The sequence below is a fragment of the Streptomyces chromofuscus genome (genome assembly GCF_015160875.1).
GTDB classification, from domain to species: Bacteria; Actinomycetota; Actinomycetes; order Streptomycetales; family Streptomycetaceae; genus Streptomyces; species Streptomyces chromofuscus.
Window position 1 is genome coordinate 1,247,890 of record NZ_CP063374.1, and the last position, 26,871, is coordinate 1,274,760.

General features: G+C 73.6%; 28 protein-coding genes and 3 pseudogenes. 11 read left to right on the forward strand and 20 right to left on the reverse strand.

Going from position 1 to position 26,871, the window contains the following annotated elements; genetic code table 11:
• Nucleotides 1-3: 3 nt before the first annotated feature.
• Both IPT68_RS05560 and IPT68_RS05565 read right to left on the reverse strand, forming a co-directional pair.
• Nucleotides 4-837, reverse strand: a complete 834-nt coding sequence (locus tag IPT68_RS05560; RefSeq protein ID WP_189697168.1) for an SDR family oxidoreductase — start codon at nt 835-837, stop codon at nt 4-6.
• Nucleotides 838-955: 118 nt separating this feature from the next.
• Nucleotides 956-1,426 carry a rhodanese-like domain-containing protein gene (locus tag IPT68_RS05565; protein ID WP_189697406.1) on the reverse strand — a complete coding sequence of 157 codons (471 nt, stop codon included), beginning with the start codon at nt 1,424-1,426 and terminating at the stop codon, nt 956-958.
• On the opposite strand from IPT68_RS05565, the pseudogene IPT68_RS05570 reads away from it, so the two are divergent.
• Nucleotides 1,413-1,547 (forward strand): annotated as a pseudogene (locus IPT68_RS05570) (Lrp/AsnC family transcriptional regulator); the annotation flags it as partial. The gene IPT68_RS05565 and the pseudogene IPT68_RS05570 overlap by 14 nt on opposite strands.
• 2 nt (nt 1,548-1,549) lie before the next feature.
• On the opposite strand, the gene IPT68_RS05575 reads toward IPT68_RS05570, so the two are convergent.
• The 5 genes from IPT68_RS05575 to IPT68_RS05595 form a co-directional block, all read right to left on the reverse strand.
• Complete coding sequence (locus tag IPT68_RS05575; protein ID WP_189697167.1) at nt 1,550-4,537, reverse strand: AAA family ATPase; 2,988 nt, start codon at nt 4,535-4,537, stop codon at nt 1,550-1,552.
• A complete protein-coding gene (locus IPT68_RS05580) occupies nt 4,534-5,697 on the reverse strand; it encodes an exonuclease SbcCD subunit D (protein WP_189697166.1) in 1,164 nt (387 codons plus the stop codon). The genes IPT68_RS05575 and IPT68_RS05580 overlap by 4 nt, the downstream gene beginning before the upstream one ends.
• A gap of 124 nt (nt 5,698-5,821) precedes the next feature.
• Entirely contained in the window at nt 5,822-6,448 is a 627-nt protein-coding gene (locus IPT68_RS05585; protein WP_189697165.1) for a YigZ family protein, read from the reverse strand.
• Between the two features lie 775 nt (nt 6,449-7,223).
• The gene (locus tag IPT68_RS05590) at nt 7,224-7,766 is read right to left on the reverse strand and encodes a SixA phosphatase family protein (protein WP_189697164.1); all 543 of its coding nucleotides are present in this window, start codon (nt 7,764-7,766) and stop codon (nt 7,224-7,226) included.
• Nucleotides 7,763-8,605 carry a hypothetical protein gene (locus IPT68_RS05595; RefSeq protein ID WP_189697163.1) on the reverse strand — a complete coding sequence of 281 codons (843 nt, stop codon included), beginning with the start codon at nt 8,603-8,605 and terminating at the stop codon, nt 7,763-7,765. Before IPT68_RS05595 ends, IPT68_RS05590 begins: the two co-directional genes overlap by 4 nt.
• Before the next feature lie 180 nt (nt 8,606-8,785).
• Here IPT68_RS05595 and IPT68_RS05600 point away from each other — a divergent pair, with 180 nt between their 5' ends.
• Both IPT68_RS05600 and IPT68_RS05605 read left to right on the forward strand, forming a co-directional pair.
• Complete coding sequence (locus IPT68_RS05600; RefSeq protein ID WP_189697162.1) at nt 8,786-9,193, forward strand: CoA-binding protein; 408 nt, start codon at nt 8,786-8,788, stop codon at nt 9,191-9,193.
• Nucleotides 9,194-9,241: 48 nt separating this feature from the next.
• Nucleotides 9,242-10,465 (forward strand): 4-hydroxybenzoate 3-monooxygenase, encoded by a 1,224-nt coding sequence (locus tag IPT68_RS05605; RefSeq protein ID WP_189697161.1) that lies wholly within the window; start codon nt 9,242-9,244, stop codon nt 10,463-10,465.
• A gap of 15 nt (nt 10,466-10,480) precedes the next feature.
• Here IPT68_RS05605 and IPT68_RS05610 read toward each other — a convergent pair whose 3' ends face one another.
• Nucleotides 10,481-10,840: an ArsR/SmtB family transcription factor gene (locus IPT68_RS05610; RefSeq protein WP_189697160.1), complete on the reverse strand. Its 360-nt coding sequence runs from the start codon at nt 10,838-10,840 to the stop codon at nt 10,481-10,483.
• Between the two features lie 62 nt (nt 10,841-10,902).
• On the opposite strand from IPT68_RS05610, the gene IPT68_RS05615 reads away from it, so the two are divergent.
• Nucleotides 10,903-12,096: a cation diffusion facilitator family transporter gene (locus tag IPT68_RS05615; protein WP_189697159.1), complete on the forward strand. Its 1,194-nt coding sequence runs from the start codon at nt 10,903-10,905 to the stop codon at nt 12,094-12,096.
• Nucleotides 12,097-12,125: 29 nt separating this feature from the next.
• Here the strand turns inward: IPT68_RS05615 and IPT68_RS05620 are convergent, their stop codons facing one another.
• On the reverse strand, nt 12,126-12,683 hold the full coding sequence (locus IPT68_RS05620; RefSeq protein ID WP_189697158.1) for a YbaK/EbsC family protein: 558 nt from the start codon (nt 12,681-12,683) through the stop codon (nt 12,126-12,128).
• Nucleotides 12,684-12,726: 43 nt separating this feature from the next.
• Nucleotides 12,727-13,299 carry a helix-turn-helix domain-containing protein gene (locus tag IPT68_RS05625; protein WP_189697157.1) on the reverse strand — a complete coding sequence of 191 codons (573 nt, stop codon included), beginning with the start codon at nt 13,297-13,299 and terminating at the stop codon, nt 12,727-12,729.
• A gap of 94 nt (nt 13,300-13,393) precedes the next feature.
• On the opposite strand from IPT68_RS05625, the gene IPT68_RS05630 reads away from it, so the two are divergent.
• The gene (locus tag IPT68_RS05630; RefSeq protein ID WP_189697156.1) at nt 13,394-14,251 is read left to right on the forward strand and encodes a DMT family transporter; all 858 of its coding nucleotides are present in this window, start codon (nt 13,394-13,396) and stop codon (nt 14,249-14,251) included.
• A gap of 246 nt (nt 14,252-14,497) precedes the next feature.
• Here IPT68_RS05630 and IPT68_RS05635 read toward each other — a convergent pair whose 3' ends face one another.
• Nucleotides 14,498-15,262, reverse strand: coding sequence for an acyltransferase (locus IPT68_RS05635; protein ID WP_189697155.1), 765 nt, complete (start codon nt 15,260-15,262; stop codon nt 14,498-14,500).
• Nucleotides 15,263-15,370: 108 nt separating this feature from the next.
• On the opposite strand from IPT68_RS05635, the gene IPT68_RS05640 reads away from it, so the two are divergent.
• Complete coding sequence (locus IPT68_RS05640; RefSeq protein ID WP_189697154.1) at nt 15,371-15,898, forward strand: gamma carbonic anhydrase family protein; 528 nt, start codon at nt 15,371-15,373, stop codon at nt 15,896-15,898.
• 58 nt (nt 15,899-15,956) lie between these two features.
• On the opposite strand, the gene IPT68_RS05645 is transcribed toward IPT68_RS05640, so the two are convergent.
• Nucleotides 15,957-16,607: a DedA family protein gene (locus IPT68_RS05645; RefSeq protein WP_189697153.1), complete on the reverse strand. Its 651-nt coding sequence runs from the start codon at nt 16,605-16,607 to the stop codon at nt 15,957-15,959.
• Nucleotides 16,608-16,945: 338 nt separating this feature from the next.
• Here IPT68_RS05645 and IPT68_RS05650 point away from each other — a divergent pair, with 338 nt between their 5' ends.
• Nucleotides 16,946-17,092: a hypothetical protein gene (locus tag IPT68_RS05650; RefSeq protein WP_189697152.1), complete on the forward strand. Its 147-nt coding sequence runs from the start codon at nt 16,946-16,948 to the stop codon at nt 17,090-17,092.
• A 47-nt stretch (nt 17,093-17,139) separates the two neighbouring features.
• On the opposite strand, the gene IPT68_RS05655 is transcribed toward IPT68_RS05650, so the two are convergent.
• Complete coding sequence (locus tag IPT68_RS05655) at nt 17,140-17,319, reverse strand: hypothetical protein (RefSeq protein WP_189697151.1); 180 nt, start codon at nt 17,317-17,319, stop codon at nt 17,140-17,142.
• 155 nt (nt 17,320-17,474) lie between these two features.
• Nucleotides 17,475-17,912, reverse strand: a complete 438-nt coding sequence (locus IPT68_RS05660) for a DUF4442 domain-containing protein (protein ID WP_129797489.1) — start codon at nt 17,910-17,912, stop codon at nt 17,475-17,477.
• 206 nt (nt 17,913-18,118) lie between these two features.
• Here IPT68_RS05660 and IPT68_RS05665 point away from each other — a divergent pair, with 206 nt between their 5' ends.
• Both IPT68_RS05665 and IPT68_RS05670 read left to right on the forward strand, forming a co-directional pair.
• A complete protein-coding gene (locus IPT68_RS05665) occupies nt 18,119-19,135 on the forward strand; it encodes a hypothetical protein (protein ID WP_189697150.1) in 1,017 nt (338 codons plus the stop codon).
• A gap of 48 nt (nt 19,136-19,183) precedes the next feature.
• The gene (locus tag IPT68_RS05670) at nt 19,184-20,482 is read left to right on the forward strand and encodes an MFS transporter (RefSeq protein ID WP_228040284.1); all 1,299 of its coding nucleotides are present in this window, start codon (nt 19,184-19,186) and stop codon (nt 20,480-20,482) included.
• On the opposite strand, the gene IPT68_RS05675 is transcribed toward IPT68_RS05670, so the two are convergent.
• The 3 genes from IPT68_RS05675 to IPT68_RS05685 all read right to left on the reverse strand — a co-directional run bounded on the left by IPT68_RS05675 (nt 20,444) and on the right by IPT68_RS05685 (nt 23,558).
• Nucleotides 20,444-21,289, reverse strand: a complete 846-nt coding sequence (locus tag IPT68_RS05675) for a spermidine synthase (protein ID WP_189697148.1) — start codon at nt 21,287-21,289, stop codon at nt 20,444-20,446. The genes IPT68_RS05670 and IPT68_RS05675 overlap by 39 nt on opposite strands.
• Before the next feature lie 96 nt (nt 21,290-21,385).
• Nucleotides 21,386-22,558, reverse strand: a complete 1,173-nt coding sequence (tuf, locus tag IPT68_RS05680) for an elongation factor Tu (RefSeq protein WP_189697147.1) — start codon at nt 22,556-22,558, stop codon at nt 21,386-21,388.
• Nucleotides 22,559-22,835: 277 nt separating this feature from the next.
• Complete coding sequence (locus IPT68_RS05685) at nt 22,836-23,558, reverse strand: DNA alkylation repair protein (protein WP_189697146.1); 723 nt, start codon at nt 23,556-23,558, stop codon at nt 22,836-22,838.
• A gap of 49 nt (nt 23,559-23,607) precedes the next feature.
• Between IPT68_RS05685 and IPT68_RS05690 the strand changes: the two genes are divergently transcribed.
• Nucleotides 23,608-24,414, forward strand: a complete 807-nt coding sequence (locus tag IPT68_RS05690) for a TVP38/TMEM64 family protein (protein WP_189697145.1) — start codon at nt 23,608-23,610, stop codon at nt 24,412-24,414.
• Nucleotides 24,415-24,430: 16 nt separating this feature from the next.
• Here IPT68_RS05690 and IPT68_RS05695 read toward each other — a convergent pair whose 3' ends face one another.
• Nucleotides 24,431-25,600 (reverse strand): thiolase family protein, encoded by a 1,170-nt coding sequence (locus tag IPT68_RS05695; protein ID WP_189697144.1) that lies wholly within the window; start codon nt 25,598-25,600, stop codon nt 24,431-24,433.
• Nucleotides 25,601-25,706: 106 nt separating this feature from the next.
• On the opposite strand from IPT68_RS05695, the gene IPT68_RS05700 reads away from it, so the two are divergent.
• Entirely contained in the window at nt 25,707-26,174 is a 468-nt protein-coding gene (locus tag IPT68_RS05700) for a winged helix-turn-helix transcriptional regulator (RefSeq protein ID WP_189697143.1), read from the forward strand.
• A gap of 161 nt (nt 26,175-26,335) precedes the next feature.
• On the opposite strand, the pseudogene IPT68_RS33865 reads toward IPT68_RS05700, so the two are convergent.
• Together IPT68_RS33865 and IPT68_RS33870 are read right to left on the reverse strand one after the other, a co-directional pair.
• A pseudogene (locus IPT68_RS33865) lies at nt 26,336-26,662 on the reverse strand (cupin); the annotation flags it as partial.
• Nucleotides 26,653-26,853: pseudogene (locus IPT68_RS33870) on the reverse strand (DUF6807 family protein); the annotation flags it as partial. The pseudogenes IPT68_RS33870 and IPT68_RS33865, both read right to left, overlap by 10 nt.
• Between the last annotated feature and the right edge of the window lie 18 nt (nt 26,854-26,871).

Sequence of the window (26,871 nt, forward strand, 5' to 3'; positions counted from 1 at the left end):
ACGTCAACGCCGGAAGCCGCCCTCCGAGTTGATCACCTGACCGGTGACCCAGTCCGCCTCGTCCGTCGCGAGCCAGGCGATGAGGCGGGCCGGGTCGTCGGGCATCCCCCACCGCCCGGCGGGGAAGAGCGCGGCGACGGCCGCGTGGGCCTCGCCGGTCAGGTAACCGGTGTCGACGGGACCCGGGTTCACGGTGTTCACCGTGATGCCCCGCTCGGCGAGTGTTGTCGCCAGCGAGCGGGTGATCGACGCGAGCGCGCCCTTCTGGAGGGCGTACGCGATCTCGCCGGGCATCCCGCCCGCGATGTCCTGTCCCGACGTCATCGTCACCACGCGCCCGCCACGGGGCCGGTTCGCCTGCCGGGCGAAGGACTGGATCAGGAGCAGCACCGACCGCGTGTCGACCGCCCAGTGCGCGTCGAGCATGCCGGCGTCGATCGCGTCGAGCGGTCCGTCGGACCCGCTGAGGGCGTGATTGGCGACGAGAATGTCCAGCCGTCCGCCGAGCGCCGCGGTGGCGGTGGCGATCAGTTCGGCGGGCGCTGCCGGATCGGCGAGGTCACCGGGCCCGGCGACGACCCGGGCCTCCGGATCACCGGCGGCGGCCCGCACGGAGGCGATCACGTCCTCGATCCGGTCGGCGCCCCAGGGCATGGCGGCGTCGTGCGGCACGTGGTGGTGCAGATAGACGTCCGCCCCGTACGCGGCGAGGCGCCGTGCCACGGCATGACCGATGCCACCGCGCCGGCTGGCGCCGGTGACCAGGGCGGTACGGCCGCGCAGGGGCAACGGGTCGCGGCGGAGGTCTTCGGGGGCCGGATGCGGAAGGTGAGGCACGGCGGACCATGATGGGCGACGAACGGGCGGCGCGCACGCGGATTTCGCCCCGCCGTCAGCAACCCACGGTGTGCAGCCCGCAGCCAACGTCAGCACCCCCGCAGTCTGCGGCCCGCCGTCAGCAGCCGCAGTCGTCCGCGCCCACCGGAGCGGTCAGCGGGTCGGCCTGCCGCCGGTCGGGCCCCTGCCAGGTCTCGTACGCGAAGCCCTCGCGCGCCCAGTACTCGAAGCCGCCGAGCATCTCCTTGACCCGGTAACCGAGTTCGGCGAGGGCGAGCGCGGCCCGGGTGGCGCCGTTGCAGCCGGGACCCCAGCAGTACGTCACCACCGGCACCGACTTGTCGAGCAGGTTTCCGGCCTGCTGGGGGACGAGCGCGGTGGGGAGGTGGATCGCGCCGGGGAGGTGGCCCTGGTCCCAGGCCTTTGTCGAGCGGGAGTCCACGACGACGAACCCGGGATCGCCGTCGGCCGCGAGCGCGGCGGCCACGTCGGAGACGTCGGCGTGGAAGGCGAGGCTCGCGCGGAAGTGGGCGGCGGCCTCGGCCGGGGCGGCGGGAGCGACGCGCAGGACGTACTGCTTCGTGATCAAGGTCGTCGCCCGCTCGATGCGCCACCTGGAGGAGGTCACGGGCAGGATCGGTGCGCTGGGCTCGGTGACGACGAGTGTCGTCTACTCGTCGCCCCTCCCCCGACGCCCCCTCGGCCAGTGAGGTCAGCCCGTGCCCCGCTGCCTCAGCACCGACCCGGACCTCCCCTTCACCACCTCCAGCTGCGCGTGAATCCGCCGCCTCAGGTCGGCCACGTGGCTCACGATGCCGACGCTGCGGTCGCGCTCGCGCAGGGAGTCGAGCACGTCCAGCACCTCGTCGAGGGTCTGGTCGTCGAGGCTGCCGAAGCCCTCGTCGATGAAGAGCGTGTCCAGCCGCACGCCGCCCGTCTCGTCGGTGACCACGTCCGCGAGGCCGAGGGCGAGGGCGAGGGAGGCGAAGAACGTCTCACCGCCCGACAGGGTCGCCGTGTCCCGCTCCCGCCCGGTCCAGGCGTCGACGACGTGCAGCCCGAGACCACTGCGCCCGCGCCCCGACCGGTCGTCGGAGTGGACCAGCGTGTAGCGGCCGGACGACATCCGTTGCAGCCGCACGGTCGCGGCGGCCGCCACCTGTTCCAGCCGGGCGGCGAGGACGTACGACTCCAGGCGCATCCGGCGTTCGTTCTCGGCGGAGGTGCCGGCCGCGAGGGCGGCCAGCCGGGCCACCCGGTCGTACGCGTCGCGCAGCGGCCCGAGCCGGCGTACCCCCGCGGCGGCTCTCGCGGAGAGCCGGTCGAGTTCGGTGCAGCGGCGGGTGGCGGCATCGCAGGCGGAGGCGGCGTCACGCACCCGCTTCTCCGCCGCCGCGGCGGCCTGCTCGGCGGCGGTGAGGTCCGCGGGCCGCCGTTGGGCGGCGGCCGCGGTGTCGGTCTCGGCGAGCACCGCGCGCACGGCGGCCTCCTCGGCCTGCCGGGCGTCGAGCCGTCGTTGCAGCTCGCGGTGGGCGGTGGCGTCCAGCAGCGCTGCGGCCGCGGCCTGGGGGGTGTCGAAACCGGCGCGGAAGGCCGCGTCGGCGAGGCGGGCGTCGGCGTCCTTGAGGCGCTGGGCGGTGTCCTCGGCGCGCCGCGCGGCCTCGGCCGCCTCGGTGAGCCGTGCGGCCCGGCGTTCGAGTTCGGCGGCCCGCGCGGCCACGCTCCCGCTGGAGCCCCGCGCATGCGCCAGCTCGCCTTCGAGCGACACTCTCTCCCGTTCCAGGGCCTCACGGCGGGCCAGCCGGGAGGCGACCCTGAGCTCGGCGTCCCGGCGTGCGGCGGCCCTGCGGTCGTGCTCCTGCTCGGCCCGGCGCAGTTCCTCGCGCGCGGCGTGCAGCCCGGACGCCTCCCGCCGGGCCCGTGCGTGCTGCCGCTCCAGTTCCTCGGCCTCCTCGGCGAGTCGGCCGGTCGGCGTGTCGCCCGCCTCGGCGGTCGCGGCGGCCAGCGCCTCCCGCACGACGCCGAGACGCCGCTCGTTCTCGGCGTGCGCCTCCTCCGCGCGCCGGCAGGCGGCGTGCGCCCGCTCCTCCGTCTCCCGGTCGACGTGCCCCGCGACCTTCCGCGCGGGGGCGGGGTGCTCGGTGGCGCCGCAGACGGCGCAGGGTTCGCCGTCCTGCAGGTTCGCGGCCAGTTCGGCGGCGATGCCGTCGAGGCGCTGTTCCTTCAGGTCGAGCCAGTGGGCACGCGCCTGGAGCGCACGCTCGCCCGAGGCGAGGGCCTGCTTCCGGGCCTCCTCGGTGTCCCCGGCCAGCTGGTCGCGCATCCGTGCGGCGCCGAGCCGCCTCTGCACCGGTTCGCGGCGCACGGCGAGCTGCTCGGCCCGGGAGGCGGCCTCCTGAGCGGCGTCGATACGGTCCTGGAGGCCGGCCCGGTCCGCCTCCCATCCGGCGAGCCAGACCTCGGCCTCGTGCAGCACCTCCTCGTCGGTGCGCTCCTGCCGGTCCAGGTCGGCGCGCTCGGCGCGGACGTCGGCCAGCCGCCGCTCGGCCCGGCGTGCGGCGTCCAGGCCGCCCAGCTCCTCGGCGGTCCGGCGCGCGGCGGCCGCCAGACCGGCGGCGCCCGCCTCGGCGTGACCTGCCGGCAGCGCGGCACGCGCGCGTGCCTCCGCAGCGGTGGCCGCGCGGTGCTCGGCGTCGGCCGACTCCCGCAGCTCCAGCGCGGGCGCGACGGCCTCCGCCCGCCGGGACCGCTCCATGCGTTCCCGGTCCGCGCGGTGCGCCTCGCCCCGCTCCTCCAGCAGCCGGGCCCGCTCCCGGGCATCCGCGAACCGGCGCTGCAGACGTTCCAGTTCGCGTACGTCGTCCAGGGCACGGTCGGCCACGGCCCGGGCGGACTCGGCGGCGGCGAGCCGGCACCGGGCGACCGTCAGCCGTTCCCGCGCGGTGCTGCGGGCGACGGCGGCGGCGCTCAGCACGGCCTCGGCCAGCCCCGGGTCGCCGGGCGCCAGCTCGGGCAGCTCCATCGCGCCGTCCGCCGCCTGCTGCATGCGGTGGGCGTCGGCCAGCAGGTCCGCGTCCCCGTCGCGCACGTCCGCCTCGGTGGCGCGTCGGCGTTCGGCGAGCCGCTTCTCCACCTCCGCGAACCGGTGGGTGTCGAAGAGGCGGCCCAGCAGCCGGCCGCGGGCCTCGGCGTCGGCGCGCAGGAACCGCGCGAAGTCGCCCTGCGGCAGCAGCACCACCTGGCAGAACTGCTCGCGGCTCATGCCGAGCAGCTGCGTGATCTCCTCGCCGATCTCCTGGTGGGAGCGGCTGAGGTCCTTCCAGGCGCCGGTGTCGTACTCGCGCAGCCAGGTCTGCGCCTTGTCGAGCGTGGTGCCGGTGCCGCGCTTCTTGGGACGCGCCCAGGGCGGCTGGCGGGTGATCTCCAAACGGCGTCCGGCGACGGTCAGTTCCAGCGTGACGGAGGTGCGCGTGCCGGGCGCGGCGTGGTCGCTGCGCAGGGCGGTGCCCTGGCCGTTCTGCCGGGCGCCCGGCACGGAGCCGTACAGCGCGTAGCACACGGCGTCCAGGACGGAGGTCTTGCCCGCGCCGGTCGGTCCGTGCAGCAGGAAGAGTCCCGCGGCGGACAGTTCGTCGAAGTCGACGCTCTGGGTGCCGCCGAACGGCCCGAAGGCGGTGATGTCGAGCCGGTGCAGCCTCACCGGGCCATCTCCCGCACGGCCTGGTCCGCGCGTACGGCGTCGAACGCCTCCCGCAGCACGGCCTGTTCGTGCTCGTCGGGCCCCGCTCCGCGCACGTGCGTCACGAAGTCCTCGGCGATCTGCTGGTCGCTGCGGTCGGCGAGCCGGCCGGCGTACGACACTGTGGGCTCTTCGGGGGCCCGCTCGGGCGCGAAGACGAGGCTGAGGGTGTGCGGGAAGCGCTCGGTGAGGCGCGCCATGGGATCGGCCGGGCGGACCGGGTCGGTGAGCGTCGCCTCGACCCAGGCCTCCTCGTGCGGTGCGAGCGCCGCGTCGGCGAGCAGTTCCTCCAGCGGTCCCCGGATCCGGGCCAGCGGGCGCGGCACCGGACAGTCGACGCGCTCCGCGGTGACGGACCCCTCGGCGTCGAGGTCGACGAGCCACATGCTCTTGCGGTGCCCGGCTTCCGAGAAGGAGTAGGCCAGCGGGGAACCGGAGTACCGCACGCGTTCGGTGATGGTCTGGCAGCCGTGCAGGTGCCCGAGCGCCACGTAGTCCACGCCGTCGAAGACGCCGGACGGTACGGCCGCCACCCCGCCGACGGTGATGTCCCGCTCACTGTCGCTGGCCTGGCCGCCGGTGACGAAGGCGTGCGTGAGGACGACGGACCGGGTGCCCCGCGCGCGTGCGGCGAGGTCGGCCCGGACCCGCTCCATGGCGGCGGCGAGCACCGCCTCGTGGCCGGCCCTCTCCACTTGGAACTCGTCCTTCACGAGGGCGGGTTCGAGATACGGCAGCCCGTAGAACGCGACGTCACCGAACGCGTCCCGCAGCACCACCGGCGTGCCGCACGCCGACGGCTCTGTGCGCAGGTGGATGCCCGCGCGCCCGATGAGCCCGGCGCCGACGCCGAGGCGGCGGGCGGAGTCGTGGTTCCCGGAGATCATCATCGTCGGCACGCCGAGGTCGGCGAGCCGGTGGAGGGCGTCGTCGAACAGCTCGACCGCCGTCAGCGGCGGCACCGCCCGGTCGTACACGTCTCCCGACACGACCACCGCGTCCACGTCGCGCTCGCGCACGGTCGTGACGAGATGGCCGATGAACTCGGCCTGGGCCCCGAGCATGCTCACCCGGTGGAACGCCCGGCCGAGATGCCAGTCGGAAGTGTGCAGCAGTCTCATGATCCCCGAGACTAACGGCCGGGTCTGACACCCCGGGCGGTTACTCCCGTATCGCCCGTCATGACCGGCTCGAGACGTGTCCGTTAAGGGCGTTTCACCCTATCGATCACGAAAGCCCCGTGAACTAGGCGTCCCCGTACGCCTCTCCACCCGGCTCGAACCGTGCGGTCCCCGCGGTCACGTCCGCGAGCCATGCCCGGAAGGCGTCCACGTCGGCGTCCGGCAGCCCGATCTCGATCGTGACCGTCTCGCCGTAGCGCACGTCCCGCACGTCGCGCCCGGTGGCGTGCAGCTCGTTCTGCACCTTGCCCGCGCGCTGGTGGTCGACGGTCACCGTGGCCAGCCGGAAGCGGCGCCGCGTCAGGGTGCCGAGGGCGTCGAGGGCCTCGCCGACCGCGCCGCCGTACGCCCGGATCAGCCCGCCCGCGCCGAGCTTCACCCCGCCGTAATAGCGGGTGACGACGGCGACGACGTACCGCATGTCGCGGCGCAGCAGCATCTGCAGCATGGGAACGCCGGCCGTGCCGCCCGGCTCGCCGTCGTCGCTCGCCCTCTGGACGGCGGCGTCGGCGCCGATGACGTACGCCCAGCAGTTGTGCGTGGCGTCGGCGTGCTCCCTGCGCACGGCGGCGACGAAGTCCTGCGCCTCCTGCTCGGTGGCCGCCGGGGCGAGGGCGCACAGAAAGCGCGAGCGGTTGACCTCGGTCTCGTGCACGCCCACGCGGGCCACCGTGCGGTACTCGTCCTGCATCCGAACAGCCTAATCCGTGGTCGCGGGGGTCTCGGAGGGGCGGACGCCGCTCGGCCCGCTTCACGGCGGACAGCCGACACTCTCCGGCGGCCACCGTCGCTGACGCCGCCGAACCTTGGTCCGAACGGTGGGCGAGAACTCAATCGGCGCATGACTGAACCCGACGTCGACCTCGGAGTCGTGGGGGCGCCATCGGGGGTGCTCGTCCTGGGGATGGCGTCCTGCCTCGACGAGTGGCCGCAACTGGGCCGCCCGCTGCCCGAACGCGCGCGTGCCGCGGCGTCTCTGGGTGGCGGGCATGTCCACGACTGGCTGTGTGAGATGGTCGCGGTCCGGGCAGCGGCGGACAGGCGGTTGACCGTTCGGGCCGGCACGACGGCGTCCCCATTCGACGGGGGCCCGACGATCGCGGTCCTCACGACAGGTCTCGGCCTGCCGTGGACAGGGGGACGCCCAGGACCGGGCGGAGAAGAAGCCGGGCACGTGGGTCGGTGCCACCGGGAGCGTTGGCCGGTGGTGCCGCCAACGCGGCGGGTTCGGGCCGGTACAGGCCAGGTCCCCCACGGTCCTCATCGTCGCCGGCGAGTACGAGGTCCTGCCCCCTTCGCCCGACCAGAGGTGTGCGAACGCACCGGCCGCCAAGGCCCGAAACCGATTGGACGGCACGGCAACGAAAGGTGTTTCCGCGCGCCGGCGCGTGTCTTGCGACGGGCCGAGCCGCTTCCCGGGGACCGCGGGACCGCCTCGCCCCGCGATGAGGCCCCCGCAGGCCGCCCTACTTCTTCTTCCCCCGAGGCACCAGCACCTCCGTCAGCACTGCCGCGCCGGGCCGCAGCTCCTCCCACCCGCCGCCGTGCCAGGCCAGCACGGCGATCGCCGAGGTGGGGAACTTCGCCCGCACCCGGTCCAGCGTGTCACCGACACCGTCCCCGGCGAGCGTCAGGACCAGGTCCTCGAGGCCGGGGTTGTGCCCGACGAGGAGCAGCGTCCGGATCTCGGGAGCCACCGCGTGCACGACGGTCAGCAGGTCGGGCACGTCGGCGGCGTACAGCAGCGGGTCGTGCCGTACCGGTGGCGGGGTGCCCCACTGGGCGGACGCCAGCTGCCAGGTGTGGCGGGCGCGGACGGCGGTGGAGCACAGGGCGAGGTCGGGCAGGCAGTCCGCCTCGGCGAGCGCGCGGCCCGCGGCCGACGCGTCCCGGCGGCCCCGGGGCGCGAGCGGGCGTTCGTGGTCGGCGACGTCCGGCGGCCGGGCCGACTTGGCGTGCCGCAGGACGACCATGCGGCGCAGCGGGCCGGCTCCCGCGCGCGGGATCATGCCGGCGCTCCGAGGTCGCGGGTCAGGTCGAGCGCGAGCAGCCGGTCCGCGTAGGCGTACGTCTCGAAACGGGCGCCGTCCGGCAGGCCAGGTGCGCCCTCCACCCGGCGCAGCACGCCGAGCACCGAGGGGATGTCCAGGTCGTCCTCCCAGGCGGTGCGGAGTTGTCCGCGCACCTCCTCGGGCACCGGCCGTGACGGGTGCCGCGCCCAGTCGGCGACGGCTCGCCGCCAGCGGGCGAGCGTGTCGCGCGCCTCGCTCAGGGCCGTGTCGTCGACCCGCGCGGGAACGCTGCGCGGCCGGGACAGCAGCGCCAGACGCAGCACGGCGGGATCGTCGCCCAGCGGGGCCCGGGAGCCGTCCCCCACCGGCACCCGGAGACCTCCCGACTCCGGCATCCCGGGGCCGTGTCCCACGGGCATCCCGGAATCGCCTCTCACCGGCCCAGCAAAACCGTCCCCCACCGGTACCCCGAGACCACCCGACACGCGTGCCACCGCGACGCGCACCCCGTCGGGATTCGCTCCGCCCTCCCCCACCACATGGATGACCTGCCGCTCCCCAAGCCCGGCCCCCGCGTCGTGGCGGTCCTCGAAGGGCCGGATGCCGAGGGCCGCGGCGGCCTCGCGGAGTTCCGCCCGGTCCCGGTCCCCCGACAGCAGACCCCACACCGGTGTCCCGCCCAGTTCCAGGGCGCGGACCAGCACGTCGGCGACCAGCAGGACACGCAGGGCGGTCAGGTCGAGGGCGGGGGCGTGGGCCTCGACACAGGTCAGTCCCCGCCGGGTCGTGGACGCGTCGACGGGTTCGCCGGTCCGGGCGTCGATGATGCGCAGCACGCAGTGAGCCTAGGCCCACCGACCGCGGCGCGCACGACGCGCGTTCCGGGCAGGCCCGCGCGCGGGCCTGCCCGCGCGCGGCGAGGGACCCGGGCATCCACGACCGGACGCGGGAATTCCGGCGTGTGCTCGTCCGTTGCAGTACGTGACGACGAGGCGACTGGCCGAAGGAGGCCCCTGGTGTACGGCGACGACGCGACGGTCCGCAAAATCCTCACCGAGCTCGGCGACACCTGGGCCGTCGTGGGCCTGTCGGCGAACCAGTCCCGCGCGGCGTACGGCGTCGCGCAGGTGCTCCAACGGTTCGGCAAGCGGATCGTGCCGGTGCATCCCAAGGCGGAGACGGTGCACGGCGAGCAGGGCTACCCCTCCCTCGCCGACATCCCCTTCGACGTGGACGTGGTCGACGTCTTCGTCAACGGCGACGTGGCGGGCGGCGTCGCCGACGAGGCGGTCGCCAAGGGCGCCAAGGCGGTCTGGTTCCAGCTCGGCGTCGTCGACGAGGACGCCTACGCGCGCACCCGCGCCGCCGGCCTCGCCATGGTGATGGATCGCTGCCCCGCCATCGAGATACCGCGCCTCGGCTGACGCGGCGAAGGCCTCCTGCACCTGTCGGGCCACCGTCATAATGCTCGCGTGGCCACACCTTCCCCCCACCCCAACTCCCCCTCCCCGCAACGGAAGACGGTCGTCGTCGTGGGTGCCGGACCCGCCGGTCTGACGCTCGGCAACATCCTGCGCGCCGCGTCCGTCGACTGTGTCGTGCTGGAGGCGGAGAGCAGGGAGTTCATCGAACAGCGGCCACGAGCCGGGGTCCTGGAGGAGTGGGCCGTGCGCGGGCTCGAACGACGGGGCCTGGCGGGCCACCTGCTGGAGCGGGCACAGCGGCACACCCAGTGCGAGTTCCGCTTCGCCGGTGAGCGCTACCGGCTGTCGTACGCCGAACTGACGGGGCAGCACCACTGGATCTACCCGCAGCCGCTGCTGGTGACGGATCTCGTGCGGGAGTACGCCGACGTCCGCGGCGGCGACATACGGTTCGGCGTGCGGGACGTCGAGCTCCACGACCTGGACACCGACCGGCCCTCGGTGTCGTATACCTGCCCCGAGAGCGGTGAACGGCACGTGGTGCTGGGCGAGTTCGTGGCCGGCTGTGACGGGGCACGGGGTGTGACACGCACCGCGCTGCCGCCGGAGCGGGTCCGCGTCGCCCGGCACGACTACGGCATCGGCTGGCTGGCGCTGCTCGCCGAGGCTCCGCCGTCCTCGGACTGCGTGGTGTTCGGCATCCACCCCCGCGGCTTCGCCGGGCACATGGCCCGCAGCCCCGAGGTGACCCGCTACTACCTCCAGTGCCCACCCGGCGACGACCCGGAGAACTGGTCGCACGAGCGCGTCTGGGCCGAACTCCGGGAACGCCTGGGCGCACGGGACACCCCGCCGCTGACCGAGGGCCGGCTGATCGAGAAGCGTGTGCTCGACATGCACGGCTACGTGGTCGAGCCGATGGCGTTCGGGCGGCTGTTCCTGGCCGGTGACGCGGCCCACCTCACCGCGCCGATCGCCGCGAAGGGCATGAACCTCGCCCTGCACGACGCGTTCCTGCTCGGCGACGCGCTCACCGCGTACCTCACGAAGGGCGACACCGGCGGGCTGGACGGCTACTCGGCCGACTGCCTGGCGCGGGTCTGGGACTACCAGGAGTTCTCCCAGTGGCTGTCCGACGTGTACCACGGCACGGCCTCGGGGGACGCGTATCACGCGGGCACGACCCTGGCCCGGCTGCGCCGCCTGTTCACCTCGCCCGCCGCCGCGTCCGCGTTCGTGGAGCAGTACCTCGGGACGGACCCTGGGCTCTGAGTCCGCCCGGAGCGTTCAGTCGTGCTCCGGCCTGCCGGTGAGCCGGTGGTCGGCGAGGTTCAGTGCCTCGTCCACGACCCTGCGCAGATGGCCGTCGCGCAGCGCGTAGATCACCCGGCGGCCCTCCTTGCGCGTGGTCACCAGCCCGGCCAGCCGCAGCCGGGCCAGATGCTGACTGACCGCGGGCCGTGCGGCGCCGCAGGCCTCGGTGAGCGTCGACACGTCCGCCTCGCCGCTGCTCAGCGCGTGCAGCAGCGTGAGCCGGGTGCGGTCGCCGAGCAGGGCCAGGAGCTCGGCCGCGAGCGCGAACTGCTCCTCGCCGGGGGTGCGCGGATGCGCATCGTGCGCAGGTGACAGGTGCATGCGTGCGCTCATACGCACATAATGCTGGAGAGGACGGGGTACGTCCACCGACGCCCACCGGAAGGGGAGCAACCGTGAGCGACCGCCACGACCACGGGCACGGGCACGAGCACGGCCACACGCCTCACCAGCACGCCGGCCACGGCCGGGTCCACACGCCTCACCAGCACGGCGAAGACGGCCACCCGCCTCACCAACACGGCGAACACAGCCACCAGCACGTCCGCACCCGCCACGACCACCCCCACGTCCACACCCCCGCCGGCCTCGGCCGCCGTTTCCGCCGCCTCCCCCACCGTCTCGCCCACCTCCTCACGCCGCACTCGCACGACACCGCCGACAAGGTGGACTCGGCCCTGGAGTCCTCCGCCCGTGGCATGCGTGCCCTGTGGATCTCGCTGGCGGTGCTCGGCGTGACCGCGCTCGCGCAGGCCGTCGTGGTCGTGGCGTCCGGGTCGGTGGCGCTGCTCGGCGACACGGTGCACAACGCCGCGGACGCGCTGACGGCCGTACCGCTCGGGATCGCCTTTCTGCTGGGCCGTCGCGCGGCGACCCGCCGCTTCACCTACGGCTACGGGCGTGCGGAGGACCTGGCGGGGATCGTGATCGTGCTGACGATCGCCGCGTCGGCGGCGTTCGCGGGCTGGACGGCGATCGAGCGGCTGCTCGACCCGCGTCCGGTGCAGCACCTCCCGGCGGTCGCGGCGGCGGCCCTGGTCGGCTTCGCGGGCAACGAGTGGGTGGCCCGCTACCGGATCCGCGTCGGCCGCTCGATCGGCTCGGCGGCACTGGTCGCCGACGGGCTGCACGCGCGTACGGACGGATTCACGTCGCTTGCCGTGCTGCTGGGCGCGGGGGGCGCGGCGCTGGGCTGGCACCTGGCCGACCCGATCGTGGGGCTCGCGATCACCGCGGCGATCACGCTGGTGCTGCGGGACGCGGCGCGGGAGGTGTTCCGTCGGGTGCTGGACGCCGTCGACCCGGCCCTGGTGGACCGGGCCGAACAAGCGCTGCGGGCGGTGCCGGGCGTGCAGGAGGTGGGAGAACTGCGGCTGCGCTGGATCGGGCACCGGCTGCGGGCCGAGGTGGCGGTGGTCGTGGACGGGGACGTGACGGTACGTGCGGCCCACGGGATCGCCGTCGAGGCCGAACACGCCCTGCTGCACGCCGTACCGCGCCTCACGGCGGCCCTGGTGCACGCCGATCCGGCGCACACGTCCGGCGAGGCGGATCCGCATCTGCCGCTGGCCCACCACGCCACGGCGTGAGGCCGGGGGAGGCCGGGGGAGGCCGGGGATCAGGCGATGCCCAGCCCGTCCAGGACGACCGCGCCCGGCAGTTCCACGAAGGCCTTGCCCGGCACGAGCAGCTTGCCGCGGCGCCGGCCGCTGCCGACGAGGACGTAGGGCAGGTCGATCACCGCCGAGTCGACCAGCACCGGCCAGTCGGCGGGCAGTCCGACCGGCGTGATACCGCCGTACTCCATGCCGGTCTCGCCGGTCGCCGCGTCCATCGAGGCGAAGGAGGCCTTGCGGGCGCCGAGTTGACGGCGGACGACGCCGTTGACGTCGACGCGAGTGGTGGAGAGGACGACGCAGGCGGCCAGCGTGGTCTCGCCGCCGCGCTTGCCGGCGACGACGACGCAGTTGGCGGACTGCTCCAGCAGTTCCTGGCCGTAGTGCTCGACGAAGACGTCGGTGTCGGCCCACTGCGGGTCGGTGTCGACGTAGACGATCTGCTCGGCGGGGACACTGCCGCGCCAGCGCCGTACGGCGTCGGCGACCGGGACGGTCAGCTCGTCGAGGCAGTCGGGGGCGGGAGTCGCCCGGTCGAAGTGTCCGATGGGTGCGCGCATGCCGGCACGCTAACAGCCGCCGCGCGTCCGGTGACGGCCCGTCTCAGTGCACGGGCGGCACCGACACGGCCAGCACCATCTCCATCGGTACGTCGCCCTCGTTGCCGTACGTGTGCGGCACCCCGGCATCGAAGGAGGCGCTGGCACCCGCGGGGACGTCGTAGGCCATGGCGTCGACGGTGAGCGTGAGTGCGCCGGCCGTGACGTGGACGAGTTCGACCGTGCCGGCCGGGTGGGGGTCGGAGGAGCTGCTCTCGCCCGGCATCAGCCGCCAGTCCCACAGCTCCAGCGGGCCGGGGGCCTCGGTTCCGGCCAGCAGCCGGTTGTAGCTGCCCGCGTCGGTGTGCCACATCCGTACGGCCTGGTCGGCGGGGACGATGCGGACCTTGGGACCCTGCTCGTAGTCGAGCAGGGTGGTGATGCTGATGCCCAGCGCGTCGCCGATCTTGACGACGGTGCCGAGGCTGGGGTTGGTGCGGGCCTGCTCGATCTGGATCAGCATGCCGCGGCTGACCCCCGCACGGGCGGCGAGGGTGTCCAGGGTGAAGCCGCGCTCGGTGCGCCAGCGTTTGACGTTCCGCGCCAGGGACTGGGTCAGCAGGTCGAGGTCCGACACATTCCGTCCATTATTTTAGATGACAGTGTTCAATTCATTGAACTATGGTGTGGTGCACCCAATCGTTCACTGAACTGTACTGCGAGGCCACCCGATGACGGCACTCTTCGCCCTGGCCACCAGCCTCCTGTGGGGTCTGGCCGACTTCGGCGGCGGACTGCTGACGCGGCGAACGCCCGCGCTGACCGTGGTCGTCGTCTCGCAGTCCATCGCGGTGGCCGTCCTCGGCGCGGTCGTGGTCGCGACCGGCGGCTGGAGCGAGGCGGGACCGCTGCTGTGGTTCGCCGTGGGGGCCGGTCTGGTGGGCCCGGTGGCGATGCTCGCGTTCTACAAGGCGCTCGCCCTGGGCCCGATGGGCGTCGTCTCGCCGCTGGGGTCGCTCGGTGTGGCGGTGCCGGTGGGTGCGGGCCTGGTTCTGGGCGAGCGTCCGGGGCTGCTCCAGGTCGCCGGCGTCGTCGTCGCCGTGGCCGGGGTCGTGCTCGCGGGCGGGCCGCAGTTCAGGGGTGCGCCGGTGCAGCGGCAGGCCGTGCTGTTCACGCTGCTCGCGGCCTTCGGCTTCGGCGCCGTGATGGCCTTGATCGCGGAGGCGTCGACGACGCTCACCGGGCTGTTCCTCGCCCTGTTCGTGCAGCGCGTCACCAACGTCGTCGCGGGCGGCACCGCCCTGTACGTCTCGGTGCGGCGCGGCTCCCCCGCCCTTCCCGCGGACGGCTTCCCCTGGGCCTCGCTCCCGGCGCTCGCCTTCGTCGGCCTCGCGGACGTGGCGGCCAACGGCACGTACTCGATCGCCGCCCAGCACGGGCCGGTCACGGTCGCCGCCGTTCTCGCCTCGCTCTACCCGGTGGTGACGGCACTGGCGGCCCGCGGCTTCCTCAGCGAACGACTGCGCGCCGTACAGGCGGCGGGCGCGGGACTCGCCCTCGCCGGCACGTTGCTCCTGGCGACGGGCTGAGGTCGGGCCGCCGGCTCCGACTCGCCCGGCCGCGCCGCCGACTCCTGCGATCCGGGAGAGGCCCGGCCCCCGGCGCCGGCCCAGTCAGCCGGGGGGCCGATCATTGAGACCGGCCGACGCCAGGCCAACGACTTCCGCCTCCGCGGGCCGCACCGCCAACTGCCGGCGACCACCTGAGGTCATGTCTCCGACCGCCAACGCCACCGACCCCACCGACCCCCACCGGCAGCCGCCGACCGGCGGAGGTCAGGCCTCCGGCTCCAGTTCCGCCAGCCGTGCGACCGCCTCCTCGTCGAGGTCCGCGAGCGCCATCAAATCGCCGGACGTGACGCCTTCCGGTATCGGCACCGGCGCCGGTGTCCGCAGCGGCGGCTGCCAGCCGTCGACGGGAGTCCAGCGTCGTACGATCCGGGCGGGCGCCCCCGCCACCACGGCGTGGTCGGGCACCACCCCGCGTACCACCGCCCCCGCGGCCACCACGACGTTCCGCCCGATCCGCGCGCCCGGCAGGATCACGGCACCCGTGCCGATCCAGCAGCCCGGACCGATCTCCACCGGTTCCATCCGGGGCCACTGCTTGCCGATGGGCTGGTGCGGATCGTCGTACGAGTGGTTGGTGGACGTGACGTAGACGTACGGCCCGAAGTAGCAGTCGCTGCCGATGGTGACGGCCGTGTCGGCGATGACGTGGCTGCCCCGGCCCAGCACGACACCGTCGCCGATGCGCAGGATGGGCTCCGGACCGAGGTCGAGGTCGGGCATCAGACCGGCCGTCAGGGTGACCTGCTCGCCGACGATGCAGTGGGCGCCGAGGTGGATCCAGGGCTCCCCGAAGACGGTGCCGAGCGGGAAGGCGAGCCGGGTCCCCGTTCCCATCGCGCCGAAGCGGAACCGCCCCGGGTGCTCGGCGGTGACGGAAGCCGTGCGCTGCACCCAGGCCCAGCCCGCGTGGACGGCGCGCTGCGCTTGGCGGCGACGCCAGGATGAGAACGTGTTCTTGCGCTTCGGCACCCGCTCACGTTACTCAGCGCGGGGTCCCGTCATGAGGGCATGGGCCTGTGATCTTCGCCCCAGGGCGTGGCGTACCGTTCCCTCGTACTCGACGACGAGGGAGATGAGATGACACGGCAGGCACTGATCACCGGTATCGGCGGCAAGGAGCCGAGGGTCCCTCAGGAGGCGTTCGTCGCGCCGACGGCCGCGGTGATCGGGGACGTCACGCTGGGCGCCGGGACGAGCGTCTGGTACGGGGCCGTGCTGCGGGGCGACGTCGAGCGGATCTCCGTAGGGGCCGACAGCAACGTGCAGGACAACTGCACGCTGCACGCCGACCCCGGGTTCCCGGTGAGCGTCGGCGAGCGGGTGTCCATCGGGCACAACGCCGTGGTCCACGGGGCGACCGTGGAGGACGACTGCCTGATCGGGATGGGCGCGACCGTGCTCAACGGGGCGGTGATCGGGGCCGGGTCGCTGGTCGCCGCGCAGGCGCTGGTGCCGCAGGGGATGGTGGTCCCGCCGGGATCACTCGTGGCCGGGGTCCCGGCGAAGGTGCGGCGCATGCTCAGCGAGGAGGAGCGGGAGGGGATCACGCTGAACGGGACGATGTACGCGGAGTTGGGCAAGGCGCACCAGGAGGTGCACGGCTGAGACCCTTGGGGTGCGCCTACCCGCCGGACACGGAGGTGTGCCTACCCGCCGGACACGCCTACTCCCCGGCGGCGACCGGTTCCCGTTCGGGCGCCTGCTGCCCCGCCGCCGCCTTCCTCGCCTTGCGCTTGAGGACCAGCATCGAGGTCAGGCCGACGAGGACCGCCAGCACCAGGCCCACCCAGGAGAAGCGCTTCAACCACGCCTCGGCGACGACACCCACGTAGTAGATGACCGCCGTCGTGCCGCCCGCCCACAGGATGCCGCCGAAGACGTTGGCGACCAGGAACTTCCAGTAGGGCATCCGCAGCACACCGGCGAGCGGGCCCGCGAAGATGCGGAGCAGGGCGACGAAGCGGCCGAAGAAGACGGCCCACATGCCCCACTTCTCGAAGGAGCGCTCGGCCGTGGCGATGTGCGCCTCGCTGAAGTGCCGGGGGAACTTCCCGCCGAGCCAGGCGAGCAGCGGCCGGCCGCCCTTGCGGCCGATCGCGTAGCCGATGGAGTCGCCGATGATCGCTCCTGCGGTGGCGCACGCGCCCAGGACGAACGGGTCGATGTCCCCGTGCTGGGAGGCGAGCAGCGCGGAGGAGACCAAAATGATCTCGCCCGGCAGCGGGATGCCCAGGCTCTCCAGGCCGATGACCACTCCCACCAGCACATAGACGGCGACCGCGGGTACGGTCTCGAGCCACTCCTGGACGTGCACCGCCGGTTCCTCCCGAATTGCGTCCCTGCACAGCCGGCGCGCGCCCGGAACCGGGCGCACGCCGCGAAGCCTACCGGGTCACACCGACACTCCCCGGCCCCACGAACTGGGCCACGCCTCCCGGCCCCTCCGCCCCTCCCCTTCCTCTTTGGGCGACCCGTTCACCGCCCGGGCTGGGAGCGACGAGCTCGCCCCTGTCCTGGCGGAGCGTCGACGCACACGATCTCCGACTTCCGACCGCAGCAGCTCACCGGGCTCTCCCGTCCGGCTCTCGGTGATCTCTCATCCGGGCGCCCCCCGATGGGCCGCATGAGCACCTCGCCCGTGCCCCGAAGGAGATGCTGCCGGTCGTCGACAAGCCCGCCATCCAGTACGTCGTCGAGGAGGCCGCCGCGGCCGGCCCCGGCCTCGCCCCCCAACTTCGCCCCGGCCTCGGCTTCGCCCCGCCCCAGTCCTCGGCTTCGGGCAGGCGGCCCGCCGCCTGAGCGAAGCGCCCGCCGACCGGCTCGACGCCTCCCGCCAGGGCCTGCCCCTAGTCGTCCGCCCCCGGTCCTCGGCGCGATCCCCCCGACCGGCGCGCCAGTTCACCCGCTCCCAGCGTCACGGCCGCCACCACGCGCACCCAGCGCGGGCCGCCCCGCGACGCCCACACGACGCAGACGCACCCGCCGACGACGAGCAGGAGAACAACGGACAGGACAAGTACGGCCATGCCGCTCGCTCTCCTTCTGTGATGTGAACGGTGCGCTGTGCGGACCTCGGCCCGTGCGGGCGCCATCCTGTCACGAGGCCGAACGGCCCACCCCCGCGGGCCTGTTGCACGAGTGGCCCCGGCGCACGGCCGGGGCCTGCCTCACCACGCGCCCCTCAGCTGTTGGGACGCAGCGTCCACACCACGGTCATCTCCGTGGTAACGGCCCCGTCCTCCCGCTGGATGGCGACGGCCACGGGGAACTCGGGGCGCTTGCCCTCGTCGAGTTCGGCGACGACCTCGGCGGCCGGACGTCCGAGCGTCGCGGTGGCCGTGACCGGCCCCAGCGCGATCTTCTTGAACGCGATCTCGGCGTGCACCGGCAGTGGCACGGCACGCGAGAGCTGGTCGCCGAACGCGGCCAGCACGATCGCGCCGCTGGCCGACTCGCCCAGCGTGAACATGGCCCCCGCGTGCGGCCCGCCGACGTGGTTGCGGTACTCGCTCTGGTCCGGCAGCGCCAGTACGGCCTTCTCCGGAGTGGTCTCCAGGTACTCCAGGTTCAGCGTCCGAACCATCGGCACCGTGGCGGCGAGCAACTCGCCGATCGACATCTGATCTGCGCTCATGACCGCAGGTTACCCGCGAGTAGCCAAGCTGGCCAGACGCACGGGGCGATCGCCGCGTCGTCGTTGCCGTGCGGCCGGCGAGCGGCCCGGCACGGCGCGGCCGAACATCGGCCCCCGAGACCGTGATTGCTACGTCCCTGACAAAGCCCGGTGACCGAATCGTGTCCGGGGCCCCACTAGGGTTACCGCTCATGTGGCCAGGACAGCAGCCGCCCGGGGGCGAGCAGAACCCGCAAGGGCAGAACAACCCGTATCAGCAGCCGGGGTACCAGCAGCCGAACCCGTACCAGCAGGCCGGGTACCAGCAGCCCAACCCCTATGCGCAGCAGCCGCAGTGGGGCACTCCGGCGCCAATGGGGCCGGCGCAGCCGCAGCCCGGCGGGAGCGGTGGTGGCAACCGGACCAGGCTCGTCGCGATCATCGCGGCCGCCGCCGTGGTCCTGACCGCCGGTGTCACGGGTTTCCTGGTGCTCGGCGGCGACAAGGACGACCAGGCCGACGGCGGGGACAAGTCGAAGGCGAGCCAGTCGCCGTCGGACTCCGCCAAGCCCAGCAAGTCGGCGTCGGGGTCGGACGACAACCCGCGCAGCAACGAGACCGAGCAGCCGACGATCGCGGGCTGGAAGGTCGTCGTCAATCCCAAGCGCGGCGTCGCGTTCGACGTGCCGGCGGACTGGGAGGTCGAGTCGCCGGGGGTGACGATCGGCTTCGAGGACGACAAGTCGGACAGCGCCGAACCGCTGATCGTGATGTCGGCGCCCGCGTACTACAAGTCGAAGTGGTGCACGACCGACGAGAACAGGGACGGCCGGACCGAGGACACCCACCTGGCGGCCGTGGGCACCAAGGGTGCCGACGGCGCCAAGGACACCGACGAGGTCGCCGTCAACACGGTCCCCTGGTGGGTCTACGGCGGCTACACGCAACCCGACAAGAAGAGCATCAAGTCCGAGGAGAAGGCCGAGCCGTACACCACCAAGTCGGGGATCGAGGGCAGCGTCGCCTGGGCGGAGTCGACGAACACGCCCCAGAAGGGCAAGTGCGCCAGCGACGGCAAGGCGGTCACGTTCGGCTTCAAGAACTCCGCCGGCGACTTCGTGTCGTGGAACTTCTACGGGGCCAAGGGCGTCAAGGGCGAGGTTCCGAAGGCGACCATCATGCAGATCCTGAGCACCGTGCGGCTGCACGGGGAGCCCACCGGAGGCTGACGGACCAGCAGTTTGGCAAGTCGGGGGTCGGGCGGTGATAGTCGGTCGGTGAACACCGCCACCGACGCTCTCCGCCGACGCAGGCCCGCCTGGGCGGGCCGCAACTACACCCTGCTGACCAGCGCCGCCGTCGTCACCCACCTCGGCAGCAACGGCGCGCTGGTCGCGGCCGCGTTCGCGGTGCTCCAGGAGGGCGGCGACGGCGGCGACGTGGGCCTGGTGGCCGCCGCCCGCACATTGCCGCTGGTGCTCTTCCTGCTGATAGGCGGCGCGGTCGCGGACCGGCTGCCCCGGCACCGTGTGATGGTCGCCGCCAACGGACTCAACTGCGTCTCGCAGGGCCTGTTCGCCCTGCTCGTCCTGGCCGGCGAGCCGCAACTGTGGCAGATGATGCTGCTGAGCGCGCTGGGCGGCACCGGCCAGGCGTTCTTCAGCCCGGCCGCCGAGGGCATGCTGATGTCCTCGGTGCAGGGCGAGCAGGTGAGCCGCGCGTTCGCGGTGTTCCGGATGGCGATGCAGGGCGCGGCCCTGGGCGGTGCCGCCCTCGGCGGTGCGATGGTCGCCACGGTCGGCCCGGGCTGGGTGCTCGCCGCGGACGCGGCCGCCTTCGCCGTCGCCGGGGCGCTGCGGGCCTTCCTCGACGTGAGCCACATCCCGCCGCGCGAGCCGGGCGGAGGGCTGGTCGCGGACCTCCGGGAGGGCTGGCGGGAGGTCGCCGGGCGGCCCTGGCTGTGGGGGGTCGTCGTCCAGTTCTCGCTCGCCAACGCGGTGGTGGCGGCCGCCGACGCGGTGTACGGACCCCTGGTCGCCCGGGACCACCTGGGCGGAGCGGCGCCGTGGGGCCTGGCGCTGGGCGCCTTCGGCGCGGGCACGGTCGTGGGCGCGCTGCTGATGACCCGCTGGAAGCCACACCGCTTGCTGTTCGCGGGCACCCTCTGCGTCTTCCCGCTGGCCCTGCCGTCCGCGGCGCTGGCGGTGCCGGTGCCGGCCTGGGCCCTGTGCGTGGTGATGTTCGTGACCGGCGTGACGCTGGAGATCTTCGGCGTCTCCTGGATGACCGCCCTGCACCAGGAGGTCCCCGAGGACAAGCTCTCGCGCGTGTCGGCGTACGACTGGTTCGGCTCGGTCGCCCTGGTGCCGCTGGCGACCGCTTTGGCGGGCCCCGCCGAGGCGGCGTTCGGGCGGACGGCGGCGCTGTGGGGCTGCGCGACGCTGGTCGTGGTGGTCACGGCGGCGGTGCTGTGCGTGCCGGACGTACGGAACCTGCGACGTCGTACCCACCCCGTGGCCATGGGGGTACCGGTCGACTCAGCCGATGCCGAACGCCCCGTCGGGGGGCTCGGGTGACGCCACGGCGTCCTCGTCCGCAACCGGCCGGGCGTCCCCGATGAACGCCCGCAGCGCGGGCCCGTGTTCGACGCGGGCCGGGAACGCGTCGGCGGCGGTGCGCCGGGCCAGGGCCGCCGTGTCGAGCGGACGGTGCGCGGCGACCAGCACCGCGTTGCCGAACCGGCGCCCACGCAGCACGCCCGGCTCGGCGATCAGCGCGAGTTCCCCGAAGACGGTGGCGAACGTGGCGAGTTGGGAGCGGAGGAAGGCGAACGGCGCGGCGTCGGCCAGATTGGCCGTGTAGACCCCGTCGGCCCGCAGCACCCGCTCGGCCTCGCGGGCGTAGCCGACGGACGTGAACCCGGCGGGGACGCGTGAGCCGCCGAAGACGTCACCGACGACGACGTCCGCCGAGTCCGCCGGGGCGCCGGCCAACCAGCCGCGCGCGTCCGCGACGTGCACGGCGATCCCGGAGCCCGCCCCGACCGGCAGGAACTCGCCGACCAGCTCCGCCAGCCCCCGGTCGGCCTCGACGACGTCCTGCCGCGAGCCGGCCCGCGTCGCCGCCACGTACCGCGGCAGGGTGAGCGCACCCCCACCGAGATGCACCGCATCCACCGGCCGCTCCGCCTCCGCGACGGTGTCCAGCACGTGCCCGAGCCGCCGGGCGTACTCGAACTCCAGATGCGTCGGCTCGTCCAGATCGACGTAGGACTGCGGCGCCCCGTCGACGGTCAGCAGCCAGGCCCGCTCACGGTCGACGTCGGGCATCAGCTTGGCGAAACCGTGATCGACGGTACGACTGACGGGAATGGCCTCGTTCACCCCTCCATTGTGCGGCTGGTGCGACACCGCGTAAGGGGCGCGGGGAACTGCGCGACCGCCACACACGGCCCGCAGTCCCCCGCCCGCAGCACACCCCTACGAAACGGCGGTGACGGTCCCGGCCCCCACGGTCCGCCCACCCTCACGCATGGCGAACCCGAGTCCCGCCTCCAGGGGCACCTCCCGACCCAGCTCCACGTTCACCGTCACGGTCTCGCCGGGCCGGGCGACCCCCACCTCACCGAGGTCGATGTCACCCACCACGTCCGCCGTACGAATGTAGAACTGCGGCCGGTACCCGCTCGACACCGGCGTCGTGCGGCCGCCCTCGCGCGCCGACAGCACGTACACCCGCGCGGAGAACCGACGCCTCGGCACCACACTCCCCGGCGCGGCCACCACGTGCCCGCGACGGACCGCGTCCCGCGGGACTCCCCGCAGCAGCAGCGCCACGTTGTCCCCGGCCTGCGCCTCCTCCATCGGCTTGCCGAAGGTCTCGAGCCCGGTGACGACGGACTCCAGGTCCGCCCCGAGCACCTCGACCCGGTCACCGATCCGCACGGTCCCGCGCTCCACCGCACCGGTGACGACGGTGCCGCGCCCGGTGATGGTCAGCACGTTCTCCACCGGCAGCAGGAACGGCGCGTCCAGATACCGCTCGGGCATGGGCACATACGTGTCCACCGCGTCGAGCAGCGCCTCGACGGACGCCGTCCACCGCGGGTCGCCCTCCAGCGCCCGCAATCCGGACACCCGCACGACCGGTACGGAGTCACCGCCGTAGCCGTGCTGGGTGAGCAGGTCGCGCACTTCCAGCTCGACGAGGTCGATGAGCTCCTCGTCGCCGGTGCCGTCCGCCTTGTTGAGGGCGACGACGATGTGGTCGACGCCCACCTGCCGGGCGAGCAGCACGTGCTCGGCGGTCTGCGGCATGATCCCGTCGAGCGCGGAGACGACGAGGATCGCCCCGTCGAGCTGCGCCGCGCCGGTGACCATGTTCTTGACGTAGTCGGCGTGGCCCGGCATGTCGATGTGCGCGTAGTGCCGGGTGTCGGTCTCGTACTCGACGTGCGCGATGTTGATGGTGATGCCGCGCGCCGCCTCCTCGGGGGCGCGGTCGATACGGTCGAACGGCACGAAGGTGCCGGTGCCGCGCTCGGCGAGGACCTTGGTGATGGCGGCCGTCAGGGTGGTCTTGCCGTGGTCGACGTGACCCATCGTGCCGATGTTGAGATGCGGTTTGGTGCGTACGTAAGCCGTCTTGGGCATGGCGATACCTCGTAGCGTGTCGCTGGTGGCCGGGACCCCGAGAACCCGCCGACCCTCCCCCTGCGGGGTCCGCCGGACGATCCGGGGAGGGTCAGCTTCGGGCGCCGTCGACAGCGGCCAGGAGGATCACGACGGCAGCCTTCTGGGCATCCGCTGCCGCGGATGCTGCGAGAAGGAAGGCGTGCCGGAACATGCGTCGATCATCGCCGACGCCCGGGGGCGCGTCGAATGGTTTTCCGGGTGGTGCGGTCACGGGCCGGCCCGCCCGTGCCGGTGGTCACGGCCCGATGTTCCTCAGCGCCTCCCGCACCGACAGCGGCGCGAACCTTCCCCGCTCGCGCGCGAGGAAGCCGCGCACGGCGTCGGGGTCGGTCTTGGCGTACTCCCGCAGGCACCAGCCGATCGCCTTGCGGACGAAGAAGTCGGGGTGACCGGACTGGCGCAGGCAGTAGGCGAAGAGGCGTTCGGTGTCGGTGCGCTCCTGGTAGCGCAGTTGGTGCAGCAGGGCCGTGCGGACGAGCCACAGGTCGTCGTCCACGATCCAGGCGTCCATCTCCGCCTTCAGCGCGGGGTCGGCGGCGACCAGTGGGCCCACGACATGGGCGGCGACCGGGTCGACGGTGTCCCACCACGGGACGGTGGTGACGAGCTGCCGGGCCACCGGCAGGAAGGCGGACGAGCAGCGGCCCACATGGCGGCGCAGGTAGTCGACGGCGAAGTAGTGGTACTCGCGCTCCGGCAGCCGCCAGCAGCGCAGGGCGACGGCGGCGCATGCGGTCTCGTCCGGGCGCGGCGTGCCCGCGACGACGGTGCGGGACAGGGCGCGGCGCAGGGGCGTGGTCAGGCCGAGGAACGGCGCGACGTCCTTCATGTACGCCCGCATGGGCGCCGCGCGCTCCGGGTCGGCCGCCGCGCCGTACGTGGCGGTGAGCCGTTCCAGCAGCGTGTCGGCGAGGGTGCTGCGCGGGACACCCACCGTTCCCGCACCTGTGACGCTCATGAGACGAACCATACGGCGATCACACATATTTGTCGGTTAGTGTCACTGAATGCTCGATGCCCACACCCGCTCTGGGGGCACCGCACCGGCCTCTCCCCGGGCCACCGCCACCGAACTCGCGGCCGCCGTCCCCGTCCCCACGGCCGCCGTCCCCGTCCCCACCGGCGCCGCGGCCGTCCGCCTCGGCCTCGCCGCCCGCTGTGCGAGACTCCTGCTCTCGCCCTGGGCCCGTTTCTCCGTGCTGGTCGCCCTGCTGGTCGGGGCCGCGGCGACGGTGCTGCTCTTCGAGCCGCAGCGGCTGCTCGCGCACGGCTGGCCACCGCAGCTCGGCGGGTTCGTGGCCGCCCTCGTCTTCGCGGTCGCGTACGGCCTGATCACCGTGGCGTTCGTGCCGCGCCCCCTGCTCAACCTGGCGGCGGGCGCGCTGTTCGGCTCCGAACTGGGCATCGCCGCGGCGGTCGGCGGCTCGGTCATCGGCGCCGGGCTCGCCTTCGGGCTCGGCCGGTTCCTCGGCCAGGACGCGCTGCGCCCGCTGCTGCGCGGCAGGTTCCTGAAGGGCGTCGACCGGCAGTTCAGCCGGCACGGTTTCCGCTCCATGCTGGCGGTGCGGCTGTTCCCGGGCGTGCCGTTCTGGGCGGCGAACTACTGCGCCGCCGTCTCGAAAATGGGCTGGCTGCCGTTCCTGCTCGCGACGGCGCTCGGCTCGCTGCCGAACACCGCCGCGTACGTCGTCGCGGGCGCCCGCGCCTCGACACCCACGTCGCCGGTGTTCCTGATCGCGATGGCCGCCATCGCCGTCCCAGCTGTGGCGGGCGCGGTGGTGGCCTGGCGCAAGCGCCACCACCTGCGCGGCTGACCACCGGTCAGGGGGCTTACGGGGCTTCCAGGATCATCGCGTTGGCCAGCCCGCCCGCCTCGCACATCGTCTGCAGGGCGTAGCGGGCGCCGCGCTCCCGCATGGCGTGCACGAGCGTGGTCGTCAGCCGGGTGCCGCTCGCGCCCAGCGGGTGCCCGAGGGCGATGGCGCCGCCGTGCACGTTGACCTTGGCCAGGTCGGCGCCGGTCTCCTGCTGCCAGGCGAGGACGACGCTGGAGAACGCCTCGTTGACCTCGAACAGGTCGATGTCGTCCAGGGTCAGACCGGCCCTGCGCAGCACCTTCTCGGTCGCCGGGACGACGCCGGTGAGCATCAGCAGCGGGTCGGAGCCGGTGACGGCGAAGCTGTGCAGCCGGGCGAGGGGGCGCAGGCCGAGCCGGGCGGCGGTCTCGCTCGAGGTGATGAGCACGGCGGAGGCGCCGTCGTTGATGGGGCTGGCGTTGCCCGCGGTGACGTTCCACTCGATCTGCGGGAAGCGCTCGGCGAACCCGGGGTCGTGGTACGCGGGCCTGAGGCCGGCCAGGGTCTCGGGCGTGCTGTCCGGGCGTACGCACTCGTCGCGCGCGACCCCGTCCAGGGGCGCGACCTCGGCGTCGAACAGACCGCCGTCCCAGGCCGCGGCCGCCTTGCGGTGCGAGGACACGGCGAAGGCGTCCATCTGCTCGCGGGTGATCGACCACTTGGCGGCGATCAGCTCGGCGCTGATGCCCTGCGGGACGAGGCCCTCGGGGTAGCGCTCGGCGACACCGGGGCCGAACGGGTCCTTGCCGGGCGGGACGTTCGACCACATCGGCACGCGGCTCATGGACTCGACGCCGCAGGCGACCACGAGGTCGTACGCGCCCGAGAGCACGCCCTGCGCGGCGAAGTGCACGGCCTGCTGGGAGGAGCCGCACTGGCGGTCCACGGTCGTCGCGGGGACCGTCTCGGGGAAGCCCGCAGACAGCACGGCGTACCGGGTGGTGTTCATGGCCTGCTCGCCGACCTGGTCGACGGTGCCGCCGATGACGTCGTCGATCAGCGCCGGGTCGACGCCGGAGCGCTCGACGAGGGTGCGCAGGGTGTGGGCGAGGAGTTCGACGGGGTGGACGTGCGCGAGCGAACCGTTGGGCTTGCCCTTGCCTATCGGCGTGCGTACGGCTTCGACGATGACTGCGTCACGCATGCTGCGGGCCTCCTTGGCCGCCGGAGCGATTACCAGTGAGTAGGAAATCCGAACTCACCATAGCTCGGTCAGTTGGAAAATCAAACCCTCACCTAGACTGGGCCGCATGGCCGCCACGAAGGACCCGCGCCCCTGCTCCATCGCCGACGCCCTGGCGCTCGTCGGCGAGAAGTACTCGCTGCTCGTGCTGCGGGAGGTGTGCCTCGGCAACGGGCGTTTCGACCAGCTGGTGCGCAACATCGGGGCCCCGCGCGACATCCTGGCCACCCGGCTGCGCCGCCTGGTCGACGCCGGCATCCTCACCAAGCGGGCCTACAGCGAGCGCCCGCAGCGCTTCGAGTACCAGCCCACCCGTGCGGGCCTCGAACTGGAGCCGGTGCTGCTCACCCTCATGGACTGGGGCAACCGCCATCTGCGCCGGGACGACCGCCCCATGGTCGTCGAGCACGCGTGCGGCCATGAACTGGTCCCGCTCGTCACCTGCCGGGCCTGCGGCGACCCGGTCCAGCACGAGGACCTGACCCCGCACCCCCAGTCCCCGGGCTGGACCGTCACCGGCCCGACGGCGGCGTAGTCCCGGCCGGGGCCTGCCCGTCGCCCCACAACCGCGCGAACGACGCCCCTCAACCGCGTGAACGACACCGCCGAACCGCGCGAACGACGCCCCTCAACCGCGTGAAAGGCCCCCCTGGACCGCGTGAAAGGCGCCGCGGATCGACGCACCTCGTGCGCGGAGTACACGTCCAGCCGTCCGCACATGCCGAACCTGCCGCGCGCCGACGGCTGTTCCGCCCGCACGACCGCCCCCGCGAGTTGGGACACGTGACCCCGCTCCAGCCGGTCGAGCTGCTCACCCGTCGCCGCGGCCGCTGCCTCGGCGAGCCGGGGCCGTACCAGCGCCGACGCGGCCCGGTGGAACGCGGCCGGCGCTCCGGGACCGGAGGCGCGCAGCGCACGGGAGCCCTCCAGAGTGAGGTCGCGCCGGGCGCGGACCACGCGCTCCTGCTCGGCGACCGGCGCGTCCACCGGGGTAGTGGTGGCGGCGGCGTACGTCTGCGAGTCGTGACGACCGCGTCGCCCAGGGTCCGCACGGGGTGCAGATACGGCTTCGGAGCCTCCCGGGCCGCCTCGGGCCGGTAGACGTAGGCGAACAGCTCGACGCCCGCGGCGGGTTCCACGACGGTGATCCGGTCGCCGTGCGCGTGGACGATCCGTGGGCCGGTCGTGCGGGCACCTCCTGGTGCGCCGGGCAAACCCCTGTGTCGGGCGTC